Source organism: Mycolicibacter engbaekii, from assembly GCF_002101585.1.
GTDB lineage: Bacteria > Actinomycetota > Actinomycetes > Mycobacteriales > Mycobacteriaceae > Mycobacterium > Mycobacterium engbaekii.
On the sequence record NZ_LQOT01000018.1, the window covers coordinates 49,411 to 69,125 of the forward strand.

Below are 19,715 nucleotides of genomic sequence, written 5' to 3' on the forward strand. Positions count from 1 at the left end.
CACGGGACTGGACGTCCGGCTTCTTAAGGTAACCTTAATCAAGGTTGGCTACGGAAGCTTTGGGCCCCATCTAGAACCCATCTTCGTCAGGGATACGGGAGACGCGATCGATGAGCGGGCCGGACGACACGGTGCAACCTATGCGCACGCTGGTGGACTTGCTGACCCAACGCGCGCAGCAGCGCGGCGACCAGCTGGCCTTCTCCTTCTCGCGGGACGGCGACGAGCACGAGGTCAGCCGGATCACCTACCGGGAGCTTGACCGCCGGGCCCGTCAGATCGCGGTGGACCTGCACGCCCACGGCGCCACCGGGGAACGCGTTCTGGTGCTGTGCCCCCCGGGCCTGGACTTCATCGCCAGCTTCTTCGGCTGCCTTTACGCCGGGGCCATCGCGATCCCGGTGCATCCGCCCATGCGCGAGCACCTGCTGCCGCGCGTGGAGTCGATCATCGCCGACGTCGAGCCGGGCTTCGCGCTCACCACCAGCGAGATCGAACCCAAGATCAAGCCCGCGATCGACGGTCTGCCCGGTGGGCCGGCACTGCGCTGGTCGCTTACCGACAACACTGCCGCGGGCAGCGAAGCCGCCTGGGTGCCGCCGCAGATCGACGGCGAGAGCATCGCGATGCTGCAGTACACCTCCGGGTCGACGAGTGCGCCTAAGGGCGTCGTGCTGACCCACGGGAACCTGGTGCACAACCTGGTGACCATCGCCGAAGCCTGGGGTGCCAGCACCGACATGCAGGCCACCGGGGTGTTCTGGCTGCCGCCGTACCACGACATGGGCCTCATCGGGGGCTTGCTGGAGACGTTGTATGTGGCCGGCAACTCGATCCTGATGCCGCCGACGGCGTTCATCAAGCGGCCGATGCGCTGGCTGGAGGCAATCTCCCGGCACCGTGCCATGATCACCGCCGCGCCGAACTTCGCCTTCGACCTGTGTGTCGAGCTGAGCACACCGCAAGAACGAGCCGCGCTGGACCTGTCGCATTGGACAGTGGCGCTCTGCGGAGCGGAACCGGTGCGCACCGCCACCCTGGACAGCTTCGCGGAACTGTTCGCACCGGCCGGCTTCCGGGCGGAATCGTTCTACCCGGTCTACGGGCTGGCGGAGGGCACCCTGCTGGTCTCCGGCGGATCGGACCTGCCGGTGCCGATGGTGCAGCACATCGACCGGGTCGCCCTCGGCGACAACCGGGTGATCGGCGTCGCCCCCGAGGACCCCAACGTGGCGACCATGGTGGGCTGCGGCAAGCCGCGCGGCGGCCAGCGGGTGATCATCGTCGACCCCGAGACCCGCCTGGAATGCGCCGCCGACCGGGTCGGCGAGATCTGGGTGTCGGGCGGCAGCGTCGCGCACGGTTACTGGGGCGCCCCCGAACTGTCCGCGGAGACCTTCGGCGCAACCCTGGCCGACACCGGCGAGGGACCGTTCCTGCGCACCGGTGACCTGGGCTTCCTGCATTCCGGGGAGCTGTTCGTCACCGGCCGCCGCAAAGACCTGATCATCATCCGCGGCACCAATCACTACCCCAACGACATCGAGCTGACCGTTCAGAACACCAACCCGGGGCTGCTGCGCGGCCGGGGTGCGGTGTTCTCGGTTGCTCCGGAGCCGGGCGCCGCGGAGCAGCTGGTCGTGGTCCAGGAGGTGGACCCGAGCCGGATCAGCGGCGATCAGGCCGACGAGGCCATGCGGGCCATCCGCACCGCGGTCACCGAGAACCACTCGGTGCGCACGCACGCCGTCGTGCTGGTCCAGCCGTTGCAGCTGCCCACCACCTCCAGCGGCAAGATCCAGCGCAGCGCGTGCAAGCAGCGGTATCTCGACGGCGAGCTGCCGGTGGTGGCCCAATGGCCGTCGGCAGCCGATGCCCAGGCCCAGCCCGCCGCCGCGGAGCCGGCCCCCGCCGCGCAGAGCTCGTCGGACACCCCGGGCGCCGCGGAGATCAGCGCCTGGCTCATCGAGCGGCTGGCCCAGGATCTCGAGTTGCCGGTAGCCGAGATCGACCCCGCCAAGCCCTTCGCCTTCTACGGCCTGGACTCGATCCACGCGGTCCGGCTCTCCAGCGCCCTCGAGAAGTGGTTGGGCTGCGAGCTGGTCCCCACCATCGCCTACGAATACCCGTCGATCGATCTGCTGTCGGCGCATCTGGCACGCATCGCGGCGCAATCCCCGGCGGCCCCGGCGGCGGGAGCCGCCGCCGAACGCCCCGACCGGCCGGCGCCCGACGAGCCGATCGCCATCGTGGGTATCGGCTGCCGGTTCCCCGGCGCCGACGGCCCCGAGGGCTTCTGGCGGCTGCTGTCCGGCGGGGTCGACGCCACCAGCGACGTGCCGGCCGACCGGTGGGACGCCGACGCCTTCTACAACCCCGACCCGTCGGTGCCGGGCACCGCGGTCACGCGGCGCGGCGGCTTCCTGGGCCAGGTCGACCAGTTCGACTTCCAGTTCTTCGGGATCTCACCGCGCGAATCGGCGCAGATGGACCCACAGCAGCGACTGCTGCTCGAGGTGGCGTGGGAGGCGCTGGAGGACGCCGGTCAGGTACCGGATCAGCTGGCCGGCAGTCGCACCGGCGTGTTCGTCGGCATCGCCACCAACGACTACGGCTTCCTGCGGCTGGGACAGCCGCAGCTCGTCGACGCCTACACCGGCACCGGCAACGCGCTGAGCATCGCCGCCAACCGGCTGTCCTACACGTTCGACTTCCACGGCCCCAGCATGTCGGTCGACACCGCCTGTTCGTCCTCGCTGGTCGCGGTCGACCTGGCGTGCCGCAGCCTGCGGGACGGCGAATGCACCATGGCGCTGGCCGCCGGAGTGAATGTGATCCTGTCGCCGGCGCTGGCGATCAACTTCAGCAAGGCCCGGGTGATGGCGCCCGACGGCCGCTGCAAGACATTCGACGCCGACGCCGACGGCTATGTCCGCGGCGAGGGCGCCGGGGTGGTCGTGCTCAAACCGCTCAGCCGGGCCCTGCAGGACAACGACCCGGTGTACGCGGTGATCCGCGGCAGTGCCACCAATTCCGACGGCCGGACCAACGGCTTGATCGCACCCAGCGGGCGCGCGCAGGAGGACGTGCTCACCGAGGCGTTCCACCGGGCCGGTCTTCCGGTCAGCGCGGCGCAGTACATCGAGGCGCACGGCACCGGAACGGCGATCGGTGACGCCATCGAGGCCAACGCCCTGGGCACGGTTCTGGCCGAAGGCCGGCCGGCGGGCAGCCGCTGTCTGGTCGGCTCGGTCAAGACCAACATCGGCCACCTGGAGGCGGCGGCCGGCATCGCCGGCCTGATCAAGGTGGCGCTGTCGTTGCAGCACCGCGCGATCCCGGCCAGCCTGAACTACACCGAGCCCAACCCGCACATCCTGTTCGACAGCCTGCCGCTGGAGGTGGCGCAGACCCTGACCCCGTGGCCGGCGGCCAGCCGCGCGGTGGCCGGGGTCAGCTCCTTCGGGTTCGGCGGCACCAACGCCCACGTCGTCTTGACCGAAGCCCCGCAAGCCCGCAGCAGCCACCCCGACGACGGCGCGGCCCCGCGCACCGAGCTGCTGGCCCTGTCCGCGCGCTCGCCCGAAGCGCTGACCGCGCTGGTCGGCGAGTACGAGATGGCCCTGTTCTCCGGCGGCCTGCTGGGCGGCAGTGCCCTGACCGACCTGTGCTACACCGCCGGGGCCCGGCGCGGCCACCACGACTACCGGCTCGCGGTGGTCGGTGACACTCCGGCGGCGATATTCGAGTCGCTGTCGGCCTACCGGCTCGGTGAGTCGCGCCCGGGATTGGCGGTGGGGCACTGTGCGCCCAGCCGGCCCGGACCCGGCGTCACCTTCGTGTTCTCCGGACAGGGCTCGCAGTGGCACGGCATGGCGCTGCGACTGCAGGCGCAAGAGCCGGTGTTCGCCGATGCGCTGGCTGCCTGTGACGACGCGCTGTTCCCGCACCTGGGGCATTCGATCCTCAAGGAGCTGGCCGCCCAGGACGGTCCACAGGACCGCTGCAAGCTCTCCGACATCGGGATTCTGCAGCCGACCATCTTCGCGATTCAGGTGGCCCTGGCGGCGCTGTGGCGGTCGTGGGGCGTCGAGCCCGCGGCTGTGGTGGGGCACAGCCTCGGCGAGGCCGCGGCCGCCCACGTCGCGGGCGCGCTGAGTCTGGACGACGCGGCACGGGTGATCTGCGCGCGGGCCCGGATGCTGCGCGGCGTCCGCGGGCGCGGGGCGATGATGGTCACCGAAACCACCATGGCCGAGGCGCAGGATCTGATCGCCGGCCACGAGACCGAGGTGGCCGTCGCCGCGAGCAACAGTTACCGGTCGACGGTGCTCGCCGGCGACCGCACGGTGCTCGAACAGTTGATGGCCAAACTTCAGCAGCGCGACCGGTTCTGCCGGTGGATCGAGGTCGACGTCGCCTCGCACAGCCCGCAGATGCAGGCCCTCGGCGCCGGGCTGCGCGGCAGCCTGGTGAAGCTGAAGCCGACCGCCCCGACCGTGCCGATGTATTCGACGGTCACCGGCGAACTGGTGGGCGACAAACTGCTGGACGCCGACTACTGGGTGGCGAACCTGTGCTCGCCGGTCCGGTTCTCCCCGGCGCTGCGGCGGCTGCTCGAAACCGGGCACAACACCTTCGTCGAGCTCAGCCCGCATCCCATCCTGCTGACGGCGGCCCGCGAGGATGCCGAGCATCTGCATCGCAGCGCCACGCTGCTGCCCTCGATGCGCCGCGACGACGAGGGCCGCGCGACCATGCTCGGTTCCCTGGGCACGCTCTACACCATGGGGCAGCGGGTGGCCTGGGACCAGATCTATCCCGCCGGCAGCCGCTGTGTGCCCGCCCCGACCTACCCCTGGCAGCGGGTGCATTCCTGGCTCAACGCCGGCTCGATCGCGGCGCCGCGGCACAGCGCCGCGGGGGCGCCCGGCGGCGGTGGCTGGCGCGGACCGATCAGGTCGGCGGCGCAGCCCGAAACCGTGCTGGCCGAGGTGGACATCACCGGTCCGGCCGCCCTGTCGGCCGACGGCCTGCGCGAGTTGGCGCTGACCGCGGCTGAAGTCGCCTTCGGTCCCGGCGACCGTTCGGTCGCCGAGCTGAACGTCGGTGCCCCGGGCCAGGGGCCGACAGTCCAGTTCGCGCTGACCGGAGACACCTTCGAGTGCTACGTCTGCGACCACACCGGAACGCAGTGGTCGCTGCTGGCCACCGGAACCCTGGCCGCCGGGGCGTCGCCCGCGCCGGCCGTCAGCACCGCCACCACAGACCCGCGGTCCCGCAGTTACCAGATGCGTTGGCAGCCGGCGTCGTTGGCGACCGACGCCGAACCCCGGCCCCAGGGGGCCGGGAGCTGGCTGATCCTGTCCGACGGCCCGGTCGCCGACACGCTGCGGGACTACCTCGAGGCGCAGTCGCAGTCCTGTGTGCTGGTCGAACCGGTTGTCGGACTCGCCGAGATCGAACGGATCTCCGCCGACAGTTACCGCATCGATCCGGCCCGGCCCGAACACTTCGGGGAGCTGCTGCGCGCCGCGTTCGGCGGTGACCGCCCGCCGTGCCGCGGGGTGGTGCACCTGTGGAACGTGCTGGACGCCGCGCCGGCCGACACCACCGACGAATCGCTACAGACGGCGATCACGCTCGGAACGCTGAGCGTCGTCCACCTGATCCAGGCGCTGACGCGCACCGGCTGGCCGGAATCGCCGCGGCTGTGGCTGGTGACCCGCGGGGCGCAGCCGGCGGGGCAGGACGACGGCGAAACGGGGGCGCTGTCGGTCGGCCAGGCACCGGTCTGGGGGCTGGGCCGCAGTATCGACCACGAACACCCCGAACTGCGGGCCACCGGCGTCGACCTGTCCGCCGACGGCGGTCCCGAAGAGCTGCGGGGCCTGCTCGGCGAGATCTGGTCGGACAACCCCGAGACAGATGTCGCCCTGCGTGGTCACCGCCGCTATGTCGCCCGGCTGGAGCCCTACACCGCACCGGCGGCACAGCCCGGCGAGATCGCGCTGCGTGACGACGCGACCTACCTGGTCACCGGCGGCCTCGGCGCGGTCGGTGGCACGGTGGCCCGCTGGCTGGTCGAGCGCGGTGCTCGCCACCTGGTTCTGATGGGCCGCAGTGCACCGTCACCGGCCGCGCAGGCGGCCCTGGACGGCCTGCGCGCCGCCGGGGCGCACGTCACGGTCACCCAGGGCGACGTCACCAAGCCGCAGGATGTTGCTGCGGCGCTGGCCGTCATCGCCGACTCGATGCCGCCGCTGCGCGGTGTGGTGCACGCGGCCGGAACTGTCGACGACGCGATTCTGGCGCGCCTGGACGCGGCGAAGCTGCGCTCGGTGACGGCCCCCAAGGTGCAGGGCGCCTGGAACCTGCACACCCTCACCGCCGGCGCGGAGCTCGATTTCTTCGTGATGTTCTCCTCGGCGGCCTCGGTACTGGGATCGCCCGGTGCGGCCAACTATGGCGCCGCCAACGCCTTCCTGGACGCGCTTGCCTGGCAGCGCCGGGCGGCCGGCCAGCCGGCGCTGAGCATCAACTTCGGCCCGTGGGCCGGGCTGGGCATGTTCACCAACTCCGAGCTGCACCGGCACTTCGCCCACTACGGCGTCGAAGGCATGCCGGCGGAGCAGTATTTGGCTGCGCTGACGGCGCTGCTGGCAGACGGCGCCACCCAGGCGATGGTGCTCGACATCGACTGGGCGCGGTGGCGTCCCAGCGCGAGGTCGCCGCTGCTGCGCGAGCTGCAGGACGCGGGCGCGGCGGGCGGTGCGGAATCCGGCAGCGGTCTGTTCGCGGCGGTTGTGGCGGCCGCTCCGCAGGAGCGCCAGCAGCTGCTGGAGACCTACCTGCGCGACCTGGTCGCCGGAAAGCTGGGTCTGGCCCCGACAGGACTGGACGTGAGCGCCCCGTTGAACAGTCTGGGGGTGGATTCGCTGATCACGCTGGAATTGCGCATCCAAGTGGAGCGGGAGCTGGGTATCGTCGTTCCGGTTGCCCGGCTGTTGGACGGACCGAGCGTGGTCAGCCTGTCCAGTTGGCTCGCCGAGCAGCTGGCCGCGGCGCCGGTCCCGGCGGTGGCCGCCGAGGCCGCCGAGGCGCCGGACACCGCCGCGGGGGCCTCGCCGGAGATGGAGCTGCTGGCGCAGGTCACCGAGCTGTCCGACGAAGCGGTGGATGCGTTGCTGGCCAAGATGATGGCCGAAGACGAGCAAGCCGAACAGGTCAAAGACGGAGGTAGCGCGTGACGGACCATCCGGACGTGCCCGCCGATCTCGCCGGCCTCTCCCCGGAGAAAAAGCGTGAGCTGCTGGCCCAGCTGTTGTTGGCCAAGGCCAAGGACGCGGCGTCCGAGCACGAGCTGTCCTACGGGCAGCGCTCGATGTGGTTCATGCACCGCCTGGCGCCGGACAGCGCGGCATACACGGTGGCCTACGCCGGACGTGTGCACGGCGAGTTGGACATGGCGGCCCTGCAGCGCGCCGCGCAGGCACTGGTGGACCGGCACCCGATGCTGCGGACCACCTACACCGAGCGCGACGGCCACCCGGTTGCCCTGGTGCACCCGCGCTGGCCCCTGCGAATCGCCGTCCACCAGACCGGTTCGGACCCGAGTGAACTCGACCGGTGGGTCCAGACCGAGATCAATCGGCCGTTCGATCTGCGTACCGGCCCGGTGCTGCGACTGACGGTGCTGCAGCGGCCGGACGACCACGTGTTGCTGCTGACCGTGCACCACATCGCCGTCGACTTCTGGTCCATCGACGTGATCCTCGACGAGCTGCGTGCGCTCTACGCCGCCGAACAGGGCGCACCGTCCTCGACTCCGCCGGGGCCACCCGCGGACCGCTACGTCGACTACGCCGCGCAGCAGGCCCGGATGCTGGCCGGGCCCGAGGGCGAGCGGCTGTGGGAGTACTGGCGCGAGACGCTCGCCGGCGACCTGCCGACCTTGGCGCTGAGCACTGACCGGCCCCGACCGGCGGTGCAGACCTATGACGGCGCGCTGCACCGATTCGGCATCGACGCCGCGGTCACCGCCGGCGTCAAGCAGTTGGCGCGGACTGCCGGAGTGACGCCCTACATGGCGTTGCTGGCCGCCTATGCGGTGCTGCTGCAGCGCTACAGCGGCCAGGACGACCTGGTGATCGGGTCGCCGTTCGCCTGCCGCGACCGGGCCGGTCTGATGGGCATGGTCGGCTACGTGACCAACCCGCTGCCGCTGCGCGTCGACTTAAGCGACGACCCAAGCTTTTCCGCGCTGCTCGGTCAGGTCAAGGACACCGTGCTCGGCGCGATCGGCCACCAGGAGTACCCGCTGCCGCTGCTCGTCGAACGGCTGCGGCCGGTGCGCGACGCCGCACGCACGCCGTTGTTCCAGGTGTCGTTCGCCTGGCAGCAGGTCCGGCTGTTCGACGAGAGCTCTGCCGAGGCCCTTCAGCTGGAAACCCTCTACATCGGTCAGGGTGGCTCGCCGTTCGACATCACCATGCAGGTCGGAGAGCAGGACGACCAGCTGCAGGTGGCGCTGCAATACAACACCGACCTGTTCGACGCCTCGACCATCGACGCGATGGGACAGCACTTCTCGCTGCTGCTGTCCGGCCTGGTCGAGCCGGGGGCGGCTGAGGCGCCCCTGTCGCAGCTGTCGCTGCTCACCGATGCCGAGCGTGCCACCCTGCGGGCCTGGAACGACACCGCGGTCGACTACCCGTCGGCCCCGCCGTGCCTGCACGAGATGGTCGCTGCGGTCGCCGCGCGCACGCCCGATGCCGTAGCGGTCAGCTACGACGGCCGCGACCTGAGCTACCGCGAATTGGATCGGCGGGCCAACGGCCTGGCACATCGGTTGCGGCAGTTCGGGATCGGAACCGGGCCGGAACCGGCCGTGGTTCCGGTCCTGCTGGAGCGCTCCGAGGACCTGGTGATCGCCCTGCTCGGGGTGCTCAAGGCCGGTGGCGTCTTCCTGCCGTTGGATCCCGCCCAGCCCACCGGCCGGATGGAAGCGATGCTCTCCGACATTCCGGATGCTCCGGTATGTGTGACGCACCGTGCGCATTTGGCGCATGTCCCCACGACTTTCACCGGAGCGCGGCTGTGCCTGGACCAGCCGTCCACGGCGCCCGCCGAAGAGGCGGCCGCGCCCGAGACGCGCACCACGTCGGTGGACCTGGCCTACCTGATGTACACGTCCGGTTCCACCGGAGCGCCGAAGGGGGCGCTGAACACCCACGCCGGCATTCGCAACCGACTGCTGTGGATGCAGGACGCCTACGCGTTGACCGAACACGACCGGGTGCTGCACAAGACCCCGATCAACTTCGACCCGTTCGTCTGGGAGATCTTCTGGCCGTTGACTGTCGGCGCCCGTGTGGTGGTCGCCAAACCAGAAGGTCACAAGGACGCCGCGTACCTGGCCCGCACCATCGTCGAGCAGCGCGTCACCACCATGCATTTCGTGCCGTCGATGCTGCGCCGCTTTCTCGCCGAGCCGGAATCGGCCGCCTGTAGCGGCCTGCGCAGGGTGTTCTGCAGCGGCGAGGCGCTCACCGCGGATCTGCGCGATGCGTTCTTCGCCGCACTGCCCGCCGAGCTGTACAACCTTTACGGCCCAACCGAGGCCGCCATCGACGTCACCCACTTCCATTGTGTTCGTGGAGATTCCGATCCTGTCATTCCGATCGGGCGGCCCATCGCCAACATCGCGATCCATCTGTTGGACGCGGCGGGAAACCCGGTTCCGGTCGGGGTGCCCGGTGAACTGCACATCGGCGGCGTGGGCGTCGCCCGCGGTTACCTGAACAGGCCCGAGGCCACTGCAGCGGCGTTTCGCGCCGACCCGTTCGGCGCTGCGCCCGCCGAGGGCAGTCCGCCGCCGCTGCTCTACCGCACCGGCGACCTGGCCCGCTATCGGCGCGACGGCAACATCGAGTACCTGGGCCGGCGTGACGATCAGGTCAAGATCAACGGCTTCCGGATCGAGCTCGGCGAGGTGGAGGCCGCACTGGCGCGCCACCCGGGGATCGCCGAAAACGCTGTGGTGGCCCGCAAAGACATGGCCGGCAACCACCAGCTGGTCGCATACATCGTGCCGGTCGCGGCTGCCCCCGCCACCGCCGAGCTGCGTCGCTTCCTGCTGGAACTGGTTCCGGCGGCGATGGTTCCCGCCGTCTTCCGCACCACCGACCTGCTGCCGTTGTCGGCCAGCGGCAAGGTGGACCGCCGGGCGCTGCTCGCGCGCGACAAAGACCTCGACGCGGCGCCCGCAGAATTCGTCGCCCCACGCGACCAGACCGAAGAGGCCCTGGCCGCGATCTGGCGCGAGGTGCTCGACGTGGACCGGGTCGGTGTCACCGACGACTTCTTCGCCCTCGGGGGCGCCTCCACCCAGGCGCTGGAGGTCGCGGTCCGGGTAGGGGAGCTGGGGCTGGAACTGCGACCCGAGTCGTTGTTCGTCTACGGCACCATTGCCGAGCTGGCCGAGGCATTCGGCCCGATCGGTGGCGCGGGCACGAACCCGCCGGCACCTGAGCAGGACCCGGAACCGGCCCCGGAACCGGCGGCGGCCATGGCCGGTGCCGTCGCCGCGCCCAGGCCCGAACCCGCAGTCGCCGTATCGGCGCCCCAGCAGGCACCGGTGCCGGCGCGCAGCGTTCCGGGACGCAACGTGGTGATCGAAAGTCTCGGTGTGTATCTGCCGCCGCGGGCGGTCTCGACCGAACAGGTACTCGCGGACTGCGTCAACGAGGTGAAGATCCCGTTGGAGCGGCTCACCGGAATCAAGAGCCGGCGGATGGCCGGCCAAGATGAATTCTCGATCGACTTGGGCCGCAAGGCGGTCGCGGACTGCCTGTCCCGATCGAGCTACGCCCCCGAAGAGATCGACCTGGTGATCGCCTGCAACATCTCGCGTTGCGACGGCCCGGAGCACATGTTCACCTTCGAGCCGAGCACCGCTTCGCAGCTGCGCGACCAACTGGGGCTGTCCAACGCCGTCTGCTTCGACATCAACAACGCCTGCGCGGGCATGTTCACCGGCGTCAGCGTGGCCCAGGACTTTCTCAAGACCGGCCTGGTGCGCAACGCCCTGATCGTCAGCGGCGAATACATCAGCCACATCACCGAAACCGCACAGCAGGAGATCGAAGGGGCGATGGACCCGCGGCTGGCCTGCCTGACGGTGGGTGACGCCGGTGCGGCGGTGGTGCTCGAACTCGGGCCCAACGACCGGGTCGGTTTCCATGAGCTGGACCTGGCCACCTACAGCGAGTTCGCCAAATTGTGCATTGCCAAGGCCACCGACGGCCCGCACGGCGGTGCCATCATGGTCACCGACTCCGTCACCCAGACCGCGATCGCGGTGAAGCACTCGGTGCCCTATGTGGCGGCGGTGATGCAGCGGCACGGATGGCGTCCCGAGACCGCCGATCAGCTGCTGATGCATCAGACGTCCGAGGCGTCCATCAACGACGCCATCCTGACCATCAATCGGGTGTTCGGCGCCGGTGCGGCAACCCGGGCCAACACCATCTGCAACCTCGCTGAGCGGGGAAATACAGCCACCACAACGCATTTCGTTGCGCTGTATGACTACATCAACGCGGGTCGGCTCAACTCCGGCGACAATGTGGTGCTGTCCATAACCGGCTCGGGCCAGACCATCGGCAGCGGGCTCTACACCTTTGACGACCTGCCCGATCGGATGCGCCGCGCCGGCACCGGCCAGTCCGGTCAGAGTCCGCGGCCGGGCCGTTCCGCCGGTGGCCGCCGGGAGCTTCCGGCGACGCCGCGGGTGCGCATCGAGGGCATCGGCACCGCCCCGGCGGCTGCGACGCCCAGCTCCATCCAATTCGCCGTCGACGCGGCCCGCGCCTGCCTGCACGACAGTGGCGTCGAGCGGACCGACGTCGGCCTGGTGATTCACGCCGGCATCTACCGGGATGACTTCCTCAGCGAGCCGGCGGTCGCCACCCTGGTCGCCGGCGAAGTCGGGATCAACGCCGAACCGGAGTCCGCGGACGCGGCGAAGACCTTCGCGTTCGACGTCCTCAACGGGGCGGTCGGCTTCCTCAACGGCTGCCACATCGCGGCCGGCATGATCGGCGCCGGCCGGACTGCACACGCCATGGTGCTGGCCTCCGAAGTGGAGAACAACACGCCGGACAGCGGCTACGCGCGCAACGGCATCGCCGAGACCGGTTCGGCGATCATGCTCAGCCCCAGCCCCGGCCCGGAGGGCTTCGGTCGGTTCGTCTTCGGCCACCACCCGGAACACCGGGCCGCACTGGTCACCTATACCCAGGAACGCGAGGGCCGGACCTGGCTGCGGGTGGACCGCGACCCGAACCTGGCCGCCATCTACGTGAGCTGCCTGCCGGGCACGGTCAAGGAACTGTTGATGCTGGAGGGTCTGGAGCCCGCGGACATCGCGCTGGTGCTCCCGCCCTATCTGCCCGGCGCTGCACTCGATGAGCTGGCCGCGCACATCGGTGTGGACAGGTCGCGGTTCCTCGATCTGCAGGCGCACGGTCAGACCAGCGACCCGTTCACCTCGACACTGCCCTACCAGATCTCCGAGGCCCGGCAGCGCGGGCTGGTCAAGCCCGGCGACGTGGCGCTGATCATGGCGGTCGGCTCCGGCGTCGAGGTCGGTTGCACGACCTACCGGTTCTGATCCGATGCGCGCATTCGTCACCGGGGGAACCGGTTTCGTCGGCTCGAACCTGGTAGCCGCGCTGCTGCGGCGCGGCATCGAGGTGCGGGTGCTGCGGCGCTCGAGTTCGCCGATGGCCGCCCTGGCGGGCTTGGACTGCGAAACCCGGGTCGGTGACGTCAACGACGGTGTCGACGCCCTGACCGAGGCGATGGCCGACTGCGACTGGGTGTTCCACACCGCCGCCATCTCGGACTACTGGCGCTACCGAACCCAGACCCGGCTCTACCGCACCAATGTCGATGGCACCCGCGACATGGCGGCAGCCGCTGCGCGGGCCGGGGTGAAGCGATTTGTCTTCACCAGTTCTCTTGCCGCGCTGGGCGTCCCGGAGCGCGGTCGTCAGCTGGTCGAGTCCGACGAGTTCAATATCCGCCCGCGGCAGTTCCCCTACGGGCACAGCAAGCATCTGGCCGAGGCCGAACTGGGCAAGGCCGTCGCCGCCGGTCTGCCCGCGGTGATCGTCAATCCGTCGGTGGTGATCGGTCCCCGCGACGTCCACCGGATCGCCAGCGCGATGCTCGTCCAGGCCCAGCAGGGCCGGTTGTGGTTCGCCGCTCCCGGCGGCACCAACTTCGTCTCGGTCGATGACGTGGTGGCCGGGCATATCGCGGCCGCGGAGCGCGGCCAGATCGGCCAACGGTACATCCTCGGCGGGGAGAACCTGCTGTTCCGTGAGGTTTTCGGCGCCGCCAACGAACTCTTTGGCCGGCGCCCGCCGTCGGTGGTGCTGCCGCGCTGGTTGCTTCCGGTGGCAGCCGCGGGGGTCAGCGTCGCCCGGACGGTCGTGGGCCCGCGGTTGCCGATCGATGCCCGCCAGATGCGCCTGTCCACCGCGGAGATCTACGCCGATGCCACCAAATCCCGTGCGGAGCTGGGCGTGCCGTTCACGCCGTTCACGACCGCGCTGCGTGCCGGCTACGAGTGGTACCGCGACAACGGCTATCTCGCGCCCTGATCCGCGGCGCGCAGCACCTCCGGCATTCGGGCATCCGCGCCGGCCGCCGGGTATTGCGCCGCGTGCGGAGTCTGTATTAACTTAACTCCGACTGTGAATTCGGGCCGGAACCTGGCATTCCCGCTCTGGTCGAATGTCGGGGAAAGGCCGGTGTGACGGCATTTTTGGGACCCGCCGCCCATTGGTGCGGCGGGCCGGGCGTAAACGGTAGATCTGTTTGCCTCCATGCCCGCAGCGCCCCACGGGACAGTTCGCGGTGAGCGACCTGCGGACCCAGGCCCAGGCGGTGGCGGAGGCGGACGGCGGGCACACCGGGAGGAGGCCGCCCCCGGGCATGGTGCCGGCGGAGCTGGCTCAGGCCGCCATGACCGCAGCACTGATGGCCGGCATCGCGATCGTCTCGATCGTCCTGCCGGGCGCGGTGGTGTTGGCGTGGATGGGTGCGGTGCCCATGGGAGTGCTGAGCTACCGGCACCGTCTGCGCGCCGCAGGTGCGGCGTTTGCCGTCAGTTGTCTGATCAGTTTCATGATCGCCGGTTTCGGGGCCATGGTGGCGGCGGGGACCGCGGCCTACATGGGCGTGATCACCGGTCGGGTCAGGCGCTACGGCCGCGGTGTGCCGACGCTGTTGGCCGTCGCAGCCGTGTGGGGCGTCGCGATGTCCGGAATCACCTTGGGGTTCTTCGCGGCAATGGCCCAGATGCGTGAGGTGCTCTTGAACACCTTGGCCGCCAACGCCGGTGGGCTTGCGGCGCTGCTGCACAACGTCCCCGTGCTCGGCGGGGCCGCGGCGAGTCTGGATTCCGCCATGCCGGCGTGGCGGGCGCACTGGGTCGTGTTCCTCGGGATCTCGGTCTGGTTCATCGTCATCTTCGGCACGTCCTTCGGCTGGCGGGTGCTCGCCCCCGTCCTGCAACGACTCGAGGCGGTCACCGACCTCTCGCCGGCGAACCTGCTGCCCTTTGCCCCCGACGACGGCGTCCCCGGCCCGCTGCCGGTCGTCTTGACCGATGTCGGCTACCGGTACCCGGGCGCCGAACACGATGCCCTGGCCCCGATCAGCATGCGCGTCGATGTCGGCGCCCATGTCGCGGTCACCGGTGCCAACGGCTCGGGGAAATCCACCCTGATGCGCATCCTGGCAGGCCTGCCGCCGACCACCGGGACCGTCGAACGACCCGGCGGCGTCGGCCTCGGCCGCCCCGGCGGCACCGCGCTGGTCTTCCAGCACCCGGAGAGTCAGGTGTTGGGCATGCGGGTCCGCGACGATGTCGTGTGGGGCCTGGCAGCCGACCGGGACATCGACGTCGAGAGCCTGCTCGAGGAAGTGGGCCTGGGCGGCATGGGCGCTCGCGACACCACCGGGCTGTCGGGCGGGGAGCTGCAGCGGCTCGCGGTGGCCTCGGCGCTCGCCCGCGAGCCGGCGCTGCTGATCGCCGACGAGGTGACGACCATGGTCGACCAAGCCGGGCGGCAGCGGTTGCTGAGTGTCCTCGACGGTCTGACCGCTCACCACCGTCTGGGGCTGGTGCACATCACCCATTACCCAGCCGAAGCCGGCGCCGCCGACAAGGTGGTCGCCATCGGCAACGGCAAGCGCCAAGCCGCCCGCATCGAGCCGCAACCCGGCCCGGCCCCAGAACCGGGCCGGGAGACGATTCTCGACGTCCGCGATGTGTCCTTCGACTACGCCGCAGGCACGCCGTGGTCCACGCCCGTCCTGCGCAACGTCTCGTTCCGGGTGGACGCCGGCGATGGCGTCCTGCTCCACGGCGCCAACGGCTCGGGCAAGTCCACGTTGGCCTGGATCATGGCGGGGCTGCTGGAACCGTCGTCGGGCCGCTGCCTGCTCGACGGACGTCCTGCCGCCGAACAGGTGGGTGCGGTCGCATTGTGTTTTCAGGCCGCCCGGCTGCAACTGCTGCGCGGACATGCCGGTGCGGCGGTGGCCGCGCTGGCGGGGTGGGCGGTCACCGACACCGAGCGCATCCACCGCGCACTGGCCTCGGTCGGCCTAGATGCCGCGCTGGCCGACGTGCTGATCGATCGGCTCAGCGGAGGACAGTTGCGCCGGCTTGTGCTGGCCGGACTGCTGGCCCGTTCCCCGCGCCTGCTCATCCTCGACGAACCCCTGGCCGGTCTGGACGTCGACGCCCAGTCCGATCTCATCGACCTGCTCGTCGGGATCCGCAACCAAGGTCAGGCCATCGTGGTGATCTCGCACGACACCGACAGCATGGCGCGACTGTGTCCCCGCACCCTGTGTCTGGAACCGGCAACCCCGGCGAGCGCCCGAACGGAGCAGCCGTGAGCCGCCGGCCGCTGATGCTGATGCGCCCCGTACCCGGGACGTCGCCGATCCATGCCCTGTGGGCCGGTACGAAACTTATTGCCGTACTGGCGATATCGGCAGTTCTGACGATCAAGCCGACATGGCCGGTCATCGGTTTGGTGGTGCTTCTCGTCGTAATCACCGCCGCCCTGGCCGGCATCTCGCCGCGCTGCATCCCGTCGATACCGCGCGGCATATGGGCCATCCTCGCCGTGGGCAGCCTGCTGACGATCGCCAATGGCGGCGGCCCGCAGATCACGCTCGGGTCCCACGCCGTCGGCGTGGGCGGGTTCCTGGACTTCATGCGCATCACGGCTCTGGGGGTGGCCTTGCTCAGCCTCGGCGCGGTGACCTCATGGACGACGCATGTGGCCGACATCGCCCCGGCGGTCGCGCTGATCTTCCGGCCGCTGCGCATCCTGCGGCTGCCCGTCGAGGACTTGGCGGTCACCGCATCGCTGGCCTTCCGGATGTTTCCGATGCTGGCCGATGAATTCCGGCTGCTCTCGGCAGCGCGCCGACTGCAGCCGCCGCAACCGCAGAAGCTGTCCCGGCGCGCCGAACTGGTCAACCTGTCCACAGCGGCCATGGTCGTCTCGCTGCGCCGCGCAACCGAGATGGGGGAGGCCATCACCGCGCGCGGCGGCGTCGGCCGCATCGCGGCCCAGCCGCAGACACCCGGCTGGCGGGATGCGCTCGCGGTGGCGGCGCTGGCCGGAACGCTAGCGCTCGCTGTGCTGCTCGGCTGAGCGCACCGCTGCCGCCGACGGCATACCGTCGTAGAGCCCGGCCTGCGACAGCAGCGATTCGGTGGGCGGGCGACGCTGCGCCCAGGGCGCAACCGACTCGATCTCCGCGGCCAGCGAAACCAGAGTGGCTTCGTCGTTGGCCCGCGCCACCAGGTGCACCGCTTCAGGCAGGCCGTCGGCAGAGATCCCGGTCGGTACCGACATGGCGGGCTGACCGCTGTAGCACTGGGGAAAGGTGAACGGGATGAACTTGAGCATCCGCAGCATGGCGCGGGTCGGTCCGAGGCCCTCGAAATAGCCCACCCGCACCGGCGGAATCGCCAGCACCGGGGTCATCAGAAGGTCGAAGTCGGCGATCGGGCGCTGCGAGCGGGCGGTGATCCGGGGTTCGGCCGAGACGGCCCAGCGGGCCAGCCAATCCGGAACCAGCCTGCTGGTTCGGGCCTCGGCCTGCATACGGCGTTCCAGCAGTTCGGTTTTCGGTAGTCGCTCGACTTCGTGGGCGAAGCCGTTCATGAACAGCGCAAGCACCGCGGCGATACCGGTCACCGGATAGACGGGATCGCGCTCGATGACCTCATGGCCCAGCGACCGCAACAACTCCGCGGTCGCCAGAACCGGGCGGCGAACCTCGTCACTGACCGCCACCGGGACCACCGGCTTGAACGACATCGCGATCCGCAAGCGGCGCGGCGGCGCCAGCAGCGCCTCGGTCAGCGGGGGTGCCGGCGGCGGCGAAGCGATCTCGTCGTCGGGTTCGGGACCGGTCATCGCGTCGTGCAACAACGCCGCGTCGATGACGCTACGAGCCAGCGGCCCGATGTGGTTGAGGCCGTGGAACCGGTAGGCCCGTTCCGGCGACTCCTTGGTGCTGATGCGGCCGCGCTGGCCCTTCAGCCCGACCAGCCCGCAGCACGCGGCCGGAATGCGAACCGAGCCGCCACTGTCACTGCCGGTGGCGCCGGGCACCATCCCCGCGGCGACCGCGGCCGCCGAACCACCGCTGGAGCCGCCCGGGGTGCGGTAGAGATCCCACGGGTTGCGGGTCACGCCCCAGGTCGCCGATTCGCTCACCGGGTAGGCGCCGAACTCCGACAGGTGGGTCTTGCCGATGATCACCGCGCCGGCAGAACGCAGCCGGCGCACCGCGGCGCTGTCGGTGCTGGCGGGGCCGACGTCAATCCCGGTGCCGCACATTGACGAAACGCCCGCCACATCGGTGTCGTCTTTGATCGCGATCGGTACGCCGGCCAGCGGCAGCGCTTCCCCGGCAGCCAGTCGCTGCTCCACGCGTACGGCTTCGGCCATCGCCCGGTCGCCCAACACGGTGCGGAACACGTTCAAAACCGGGTCCAGGCGGGCGATCCGGTCCAGATACAGCGCCACCAACTCACGCGGCGAGACCTCGCGCGCACGCACCAACTGCGCCAAACGCGCGACGCCCGCGAAGACCAACTCCTCATCGTGCGCGGCAGACATCATGGCGTCCTTTCCCCCGCGGACAACAATACCCAGAACGCGGGGGCTCAACCGTGCGTCGGTGTTGGCGACACACGAAAGAAACGCTGAGGGTTAACTCCCCGTAGCGGGCTCGATGTTGTGGTTGAGGGTGAACCGGTTGTCCGGGTCCAGCCGCGCCTTGAGTTCGGCCAGGCGCCGGTAGCCGGCATCGCCGAACGTGGCGCGGATGCGGTCCTGCCCCTCGTCACCGACGAAGTTCAGGTAGGCGCTCGCCGGACCCAGCGGACGCAGGATCTCGAAGGCCTGTCCGGCCCACGCCGTGCACCGTGCGCTGTCGGCGGGATCGGTCCAGGTCGCCATCAGGTGAATGATGTAGGGGTGCTCGCGGGCGACCACGGCCGTCGACTCCGGCGGAACCCGGCTGGCGTACCCGCCGAGCCGAATCAGGTGCAGCCGGGTCTGCGCCGAGGGACGCGACCGCCCCAGCAGGGCGATGCGCCGGATCGCCTCGTCGGTGAGCTCGGTGACGAACAGCGACTTCCAGTAGTTCAGCCAGCCGTACGGCGCGGTGTAGTCCAGGGCCTGTTGCCAGGTCGAGTAGTCCAGCTTGTGTTGCACTGCCAGCACCGGTTTGGCCGCCACGCCGCGGACATTGAGCAGCGCGCTCAGGTCGTCGCTGCCGACCGCGTCGGTCCGTGTCGAGCAGCCCAGAACATTGACCAGTGACTGGCCCGTGGTCAGGTCGGTCGAGAAGTCCAGAATCGACGCCAGGTGATCGCCGGCGTTGTCCATCTGGGCGCGGAAGTGCTTGAGGGCCGCCTCCGCGTCGGTGTCGGGGTAGGACTGCACGCCGGCGGTCACGCCATTCACCGGGTGCAACCGCAGCACGAACTGCGCGACCACACCGAAGTTCCCGCCCCCGCCGCGCAGACCCCACAGCACGTCGGCGTTCTCGGTCTCGCTGACCGAGAGCACCTCGCCCGACGGCAGCACCAGGGTGGCGCCGATCAGGTTGTCGCAGGTCATGCCGTGGGCACGTGAGAGCCACCCGATCCCGCCGCCGAGCGAGAACCCGCCGACGCCCGTGGTCGAGACCACCCCGCCCGGGCAGGCCAGCCCGTGCCGGCTGGTCACCGGGTCGACGTCGCCCCAGGTGGCGCCGGCGTCGACGTAGGCGATCCGCGCCTCGGGGTCCACCCGCACCCCGCGCATCAGCGTCAGGTCGATGACGATGCCGCCGTCGGTGGCCGAGTGGCCGGCGACGCTGTGACCACCGCTTCGCACCGCGATCTCGGCGCCGGAGGCCACGGCGTAGCGGACCGCGGCGACGATGTCGTCCTGGGTGCGGCACTGCAGCACCACCTGCGGCCGCTTGTCGATCAGCCCGTTGAAGACCTGGCGCACCTCGTCATAGCGGGCGTCACCGGGGTAGACGGCGTCGCCGGCGAAGCCGGGGATGGTGGGGGTGGTGACTGTCATTGCATCCTTAACTGGTCAGCG

Annotated in this window: 7 protein-coding genes; 5 read left to right on the forward strand and 2 right to left on the reverse strand. The window is 70.2% G+C overall.

Annotation, left to right across the window (positions count from 1 at the left end):
* The first annotated feature begins 110 nt into the window (after nucleotides 1-110).
* The 5 genes from AWC02_RS04670 to AWC02_RS04690 all read left to right on the forward strand — a co-directional run bounded on the left by AWC02_RS04670 (nucleotide 111) and on the right by AWC02_RS04690 (nucleotide 16,754).
* A complete protein-coding gene (locus AWC02_RS04670) occupies nucleotides 111-7,250 on the forward strand; it encodes a type I polyketide synthase (protein ID WP_085127628.1) in 7,140 nt (2,379 codons plus the stop codon).
* The gene (locus tag AWC02_RS04675; protein ID WP_085127629.1) at nucleotides 7,247-12,676 is read left to right on the forward strand and encodes a non-ribosomal peptide synthetase; all 5,430 of its coding nucleotides are present in this window, start codon (nucleotides 7,247-7,249) and stop codon (nucleotides 12,674-12,676) included. Before AWC02_RS04670 ends, AWC02_RS04675 begins: the two co-directional genes overlap by 4 nt.
* 4 nt (nucleotides 12,677-12,680) lie before the next feature.
* Entirely contained in the window at nucleotides 12,681-13,673 is a 993-nt protein-coding gene (locus AWC02_RS04680) for an NAD-dependent epimerase/dehydratase family protein (RefSeq protein ID WP_085127630.1), read from the forward strand.
* Nucleotides 13,674-14,007: 334 nt separating this feature from the next.
* Nucleotides 14,008-15,984: an ABC transporter ATP-binding protein gene (locus AWC02_RS04685; RefSeq protein WP_085127631.1), complete on the forward strand. Its 1,977-nt coding sequence runs from the start codon at nucleotides 14,008-14,010 to the stop codon at nucleotides 15,982-15,984.
* 14 nt (nucleotides 15,985-15,998) lie between these two features.
* Entirely contained in the window at nucleotides 15,999-16,754 is a 756-nt protein-coding gene (locus tag AWC02_RS04690; RefSeq protein WP_085127659.1) for an energy-coupling factor transporter transmembrane component T family protein, read from the forward strand.
* Here AWC02_RS04690 and AWC02_RS04695 read toward each other — a convergent pair.
* Both AWC02_RS04695 and AWC02_RS04700 read right to left on the reverse strand, forming a co-directional pair.
* Nucleotides 16,728-18,233 (reverse strand): amidase family protein, encoded by a 1,506-nt coding sequence (locus AWC02_RS04695; RefSeq protein ID WP_165757845.1) that lies wholly within the window; start codon nucleotides 18,231-18,233, stop codon nucleotides 16,728-16,730. The two genes, AWC02_RS04690 and AWC02_RS04695, sit on opposite strands and share 27 nt — an antisense overlap.
* A 93-nt stretch (nucleotides 18,234-18,326) precedes the next feature.
* On the reverse strand, nucleotides 18,327-19,694 hold the full coding sequence (locus tag AWC02_RS04700) for an FAD-binding oxidoreductase (RefSeq protein WP_085127633.1): 1,368 nt from the start codon (nucleotides 19,692-19,694) through the stop codon (nucleotides 18,327-18,329).
* Nucleotides 19,695-19,715 lie beyond the last annotated feature (21 nt).

Bases quoted from the DNA above. Each gene is read 5' to 3' on its own strand.
- AWC02_RS04670 (WP_085127628.1), top strand. From the start codon at position 111: ATGAGCGGGCCGGACGACACGGTGCAACCTATGCGCACGCTGGTGGAC.
- AWC02_RS04680 (WP_085127630.1), top strand. From the start codon at position 12,681: ATGCGCGCATTCGTCACCGGGGGAACCGGTTTCGTCGGCTCGAACCTG.
- AWC02_RS04685 (WP_085127631.1), top strand. From the start codon at position 14,008: ATGGTGCCGGCGGAGCTGGCTCAGGCCGCCATGACCGCAGCACTGATG.
- AWC02_RS04690 (WP_085127659.1), top strand. From the start codon at position 15,999: ATGCTGATGCGCCCCGTACCCGGGACGTCGCCGATCCATGCCCTGTGG.
- AWC02_RS04695 (WP_165757845.1), bottom strand. From the start codon at position 18,233: ATGTCTGCCGCGCACGATGAGGAGTTGGTCTTCGCGGGCGTCGCGCGT.
- AWC02_RS04700 (WP_085127633.1), bottom strand. From the start codon at position 19,694: ATGACAGTCACCACCCCCACCATCCCCGGCTTCGCCGGCGACGCCGTC.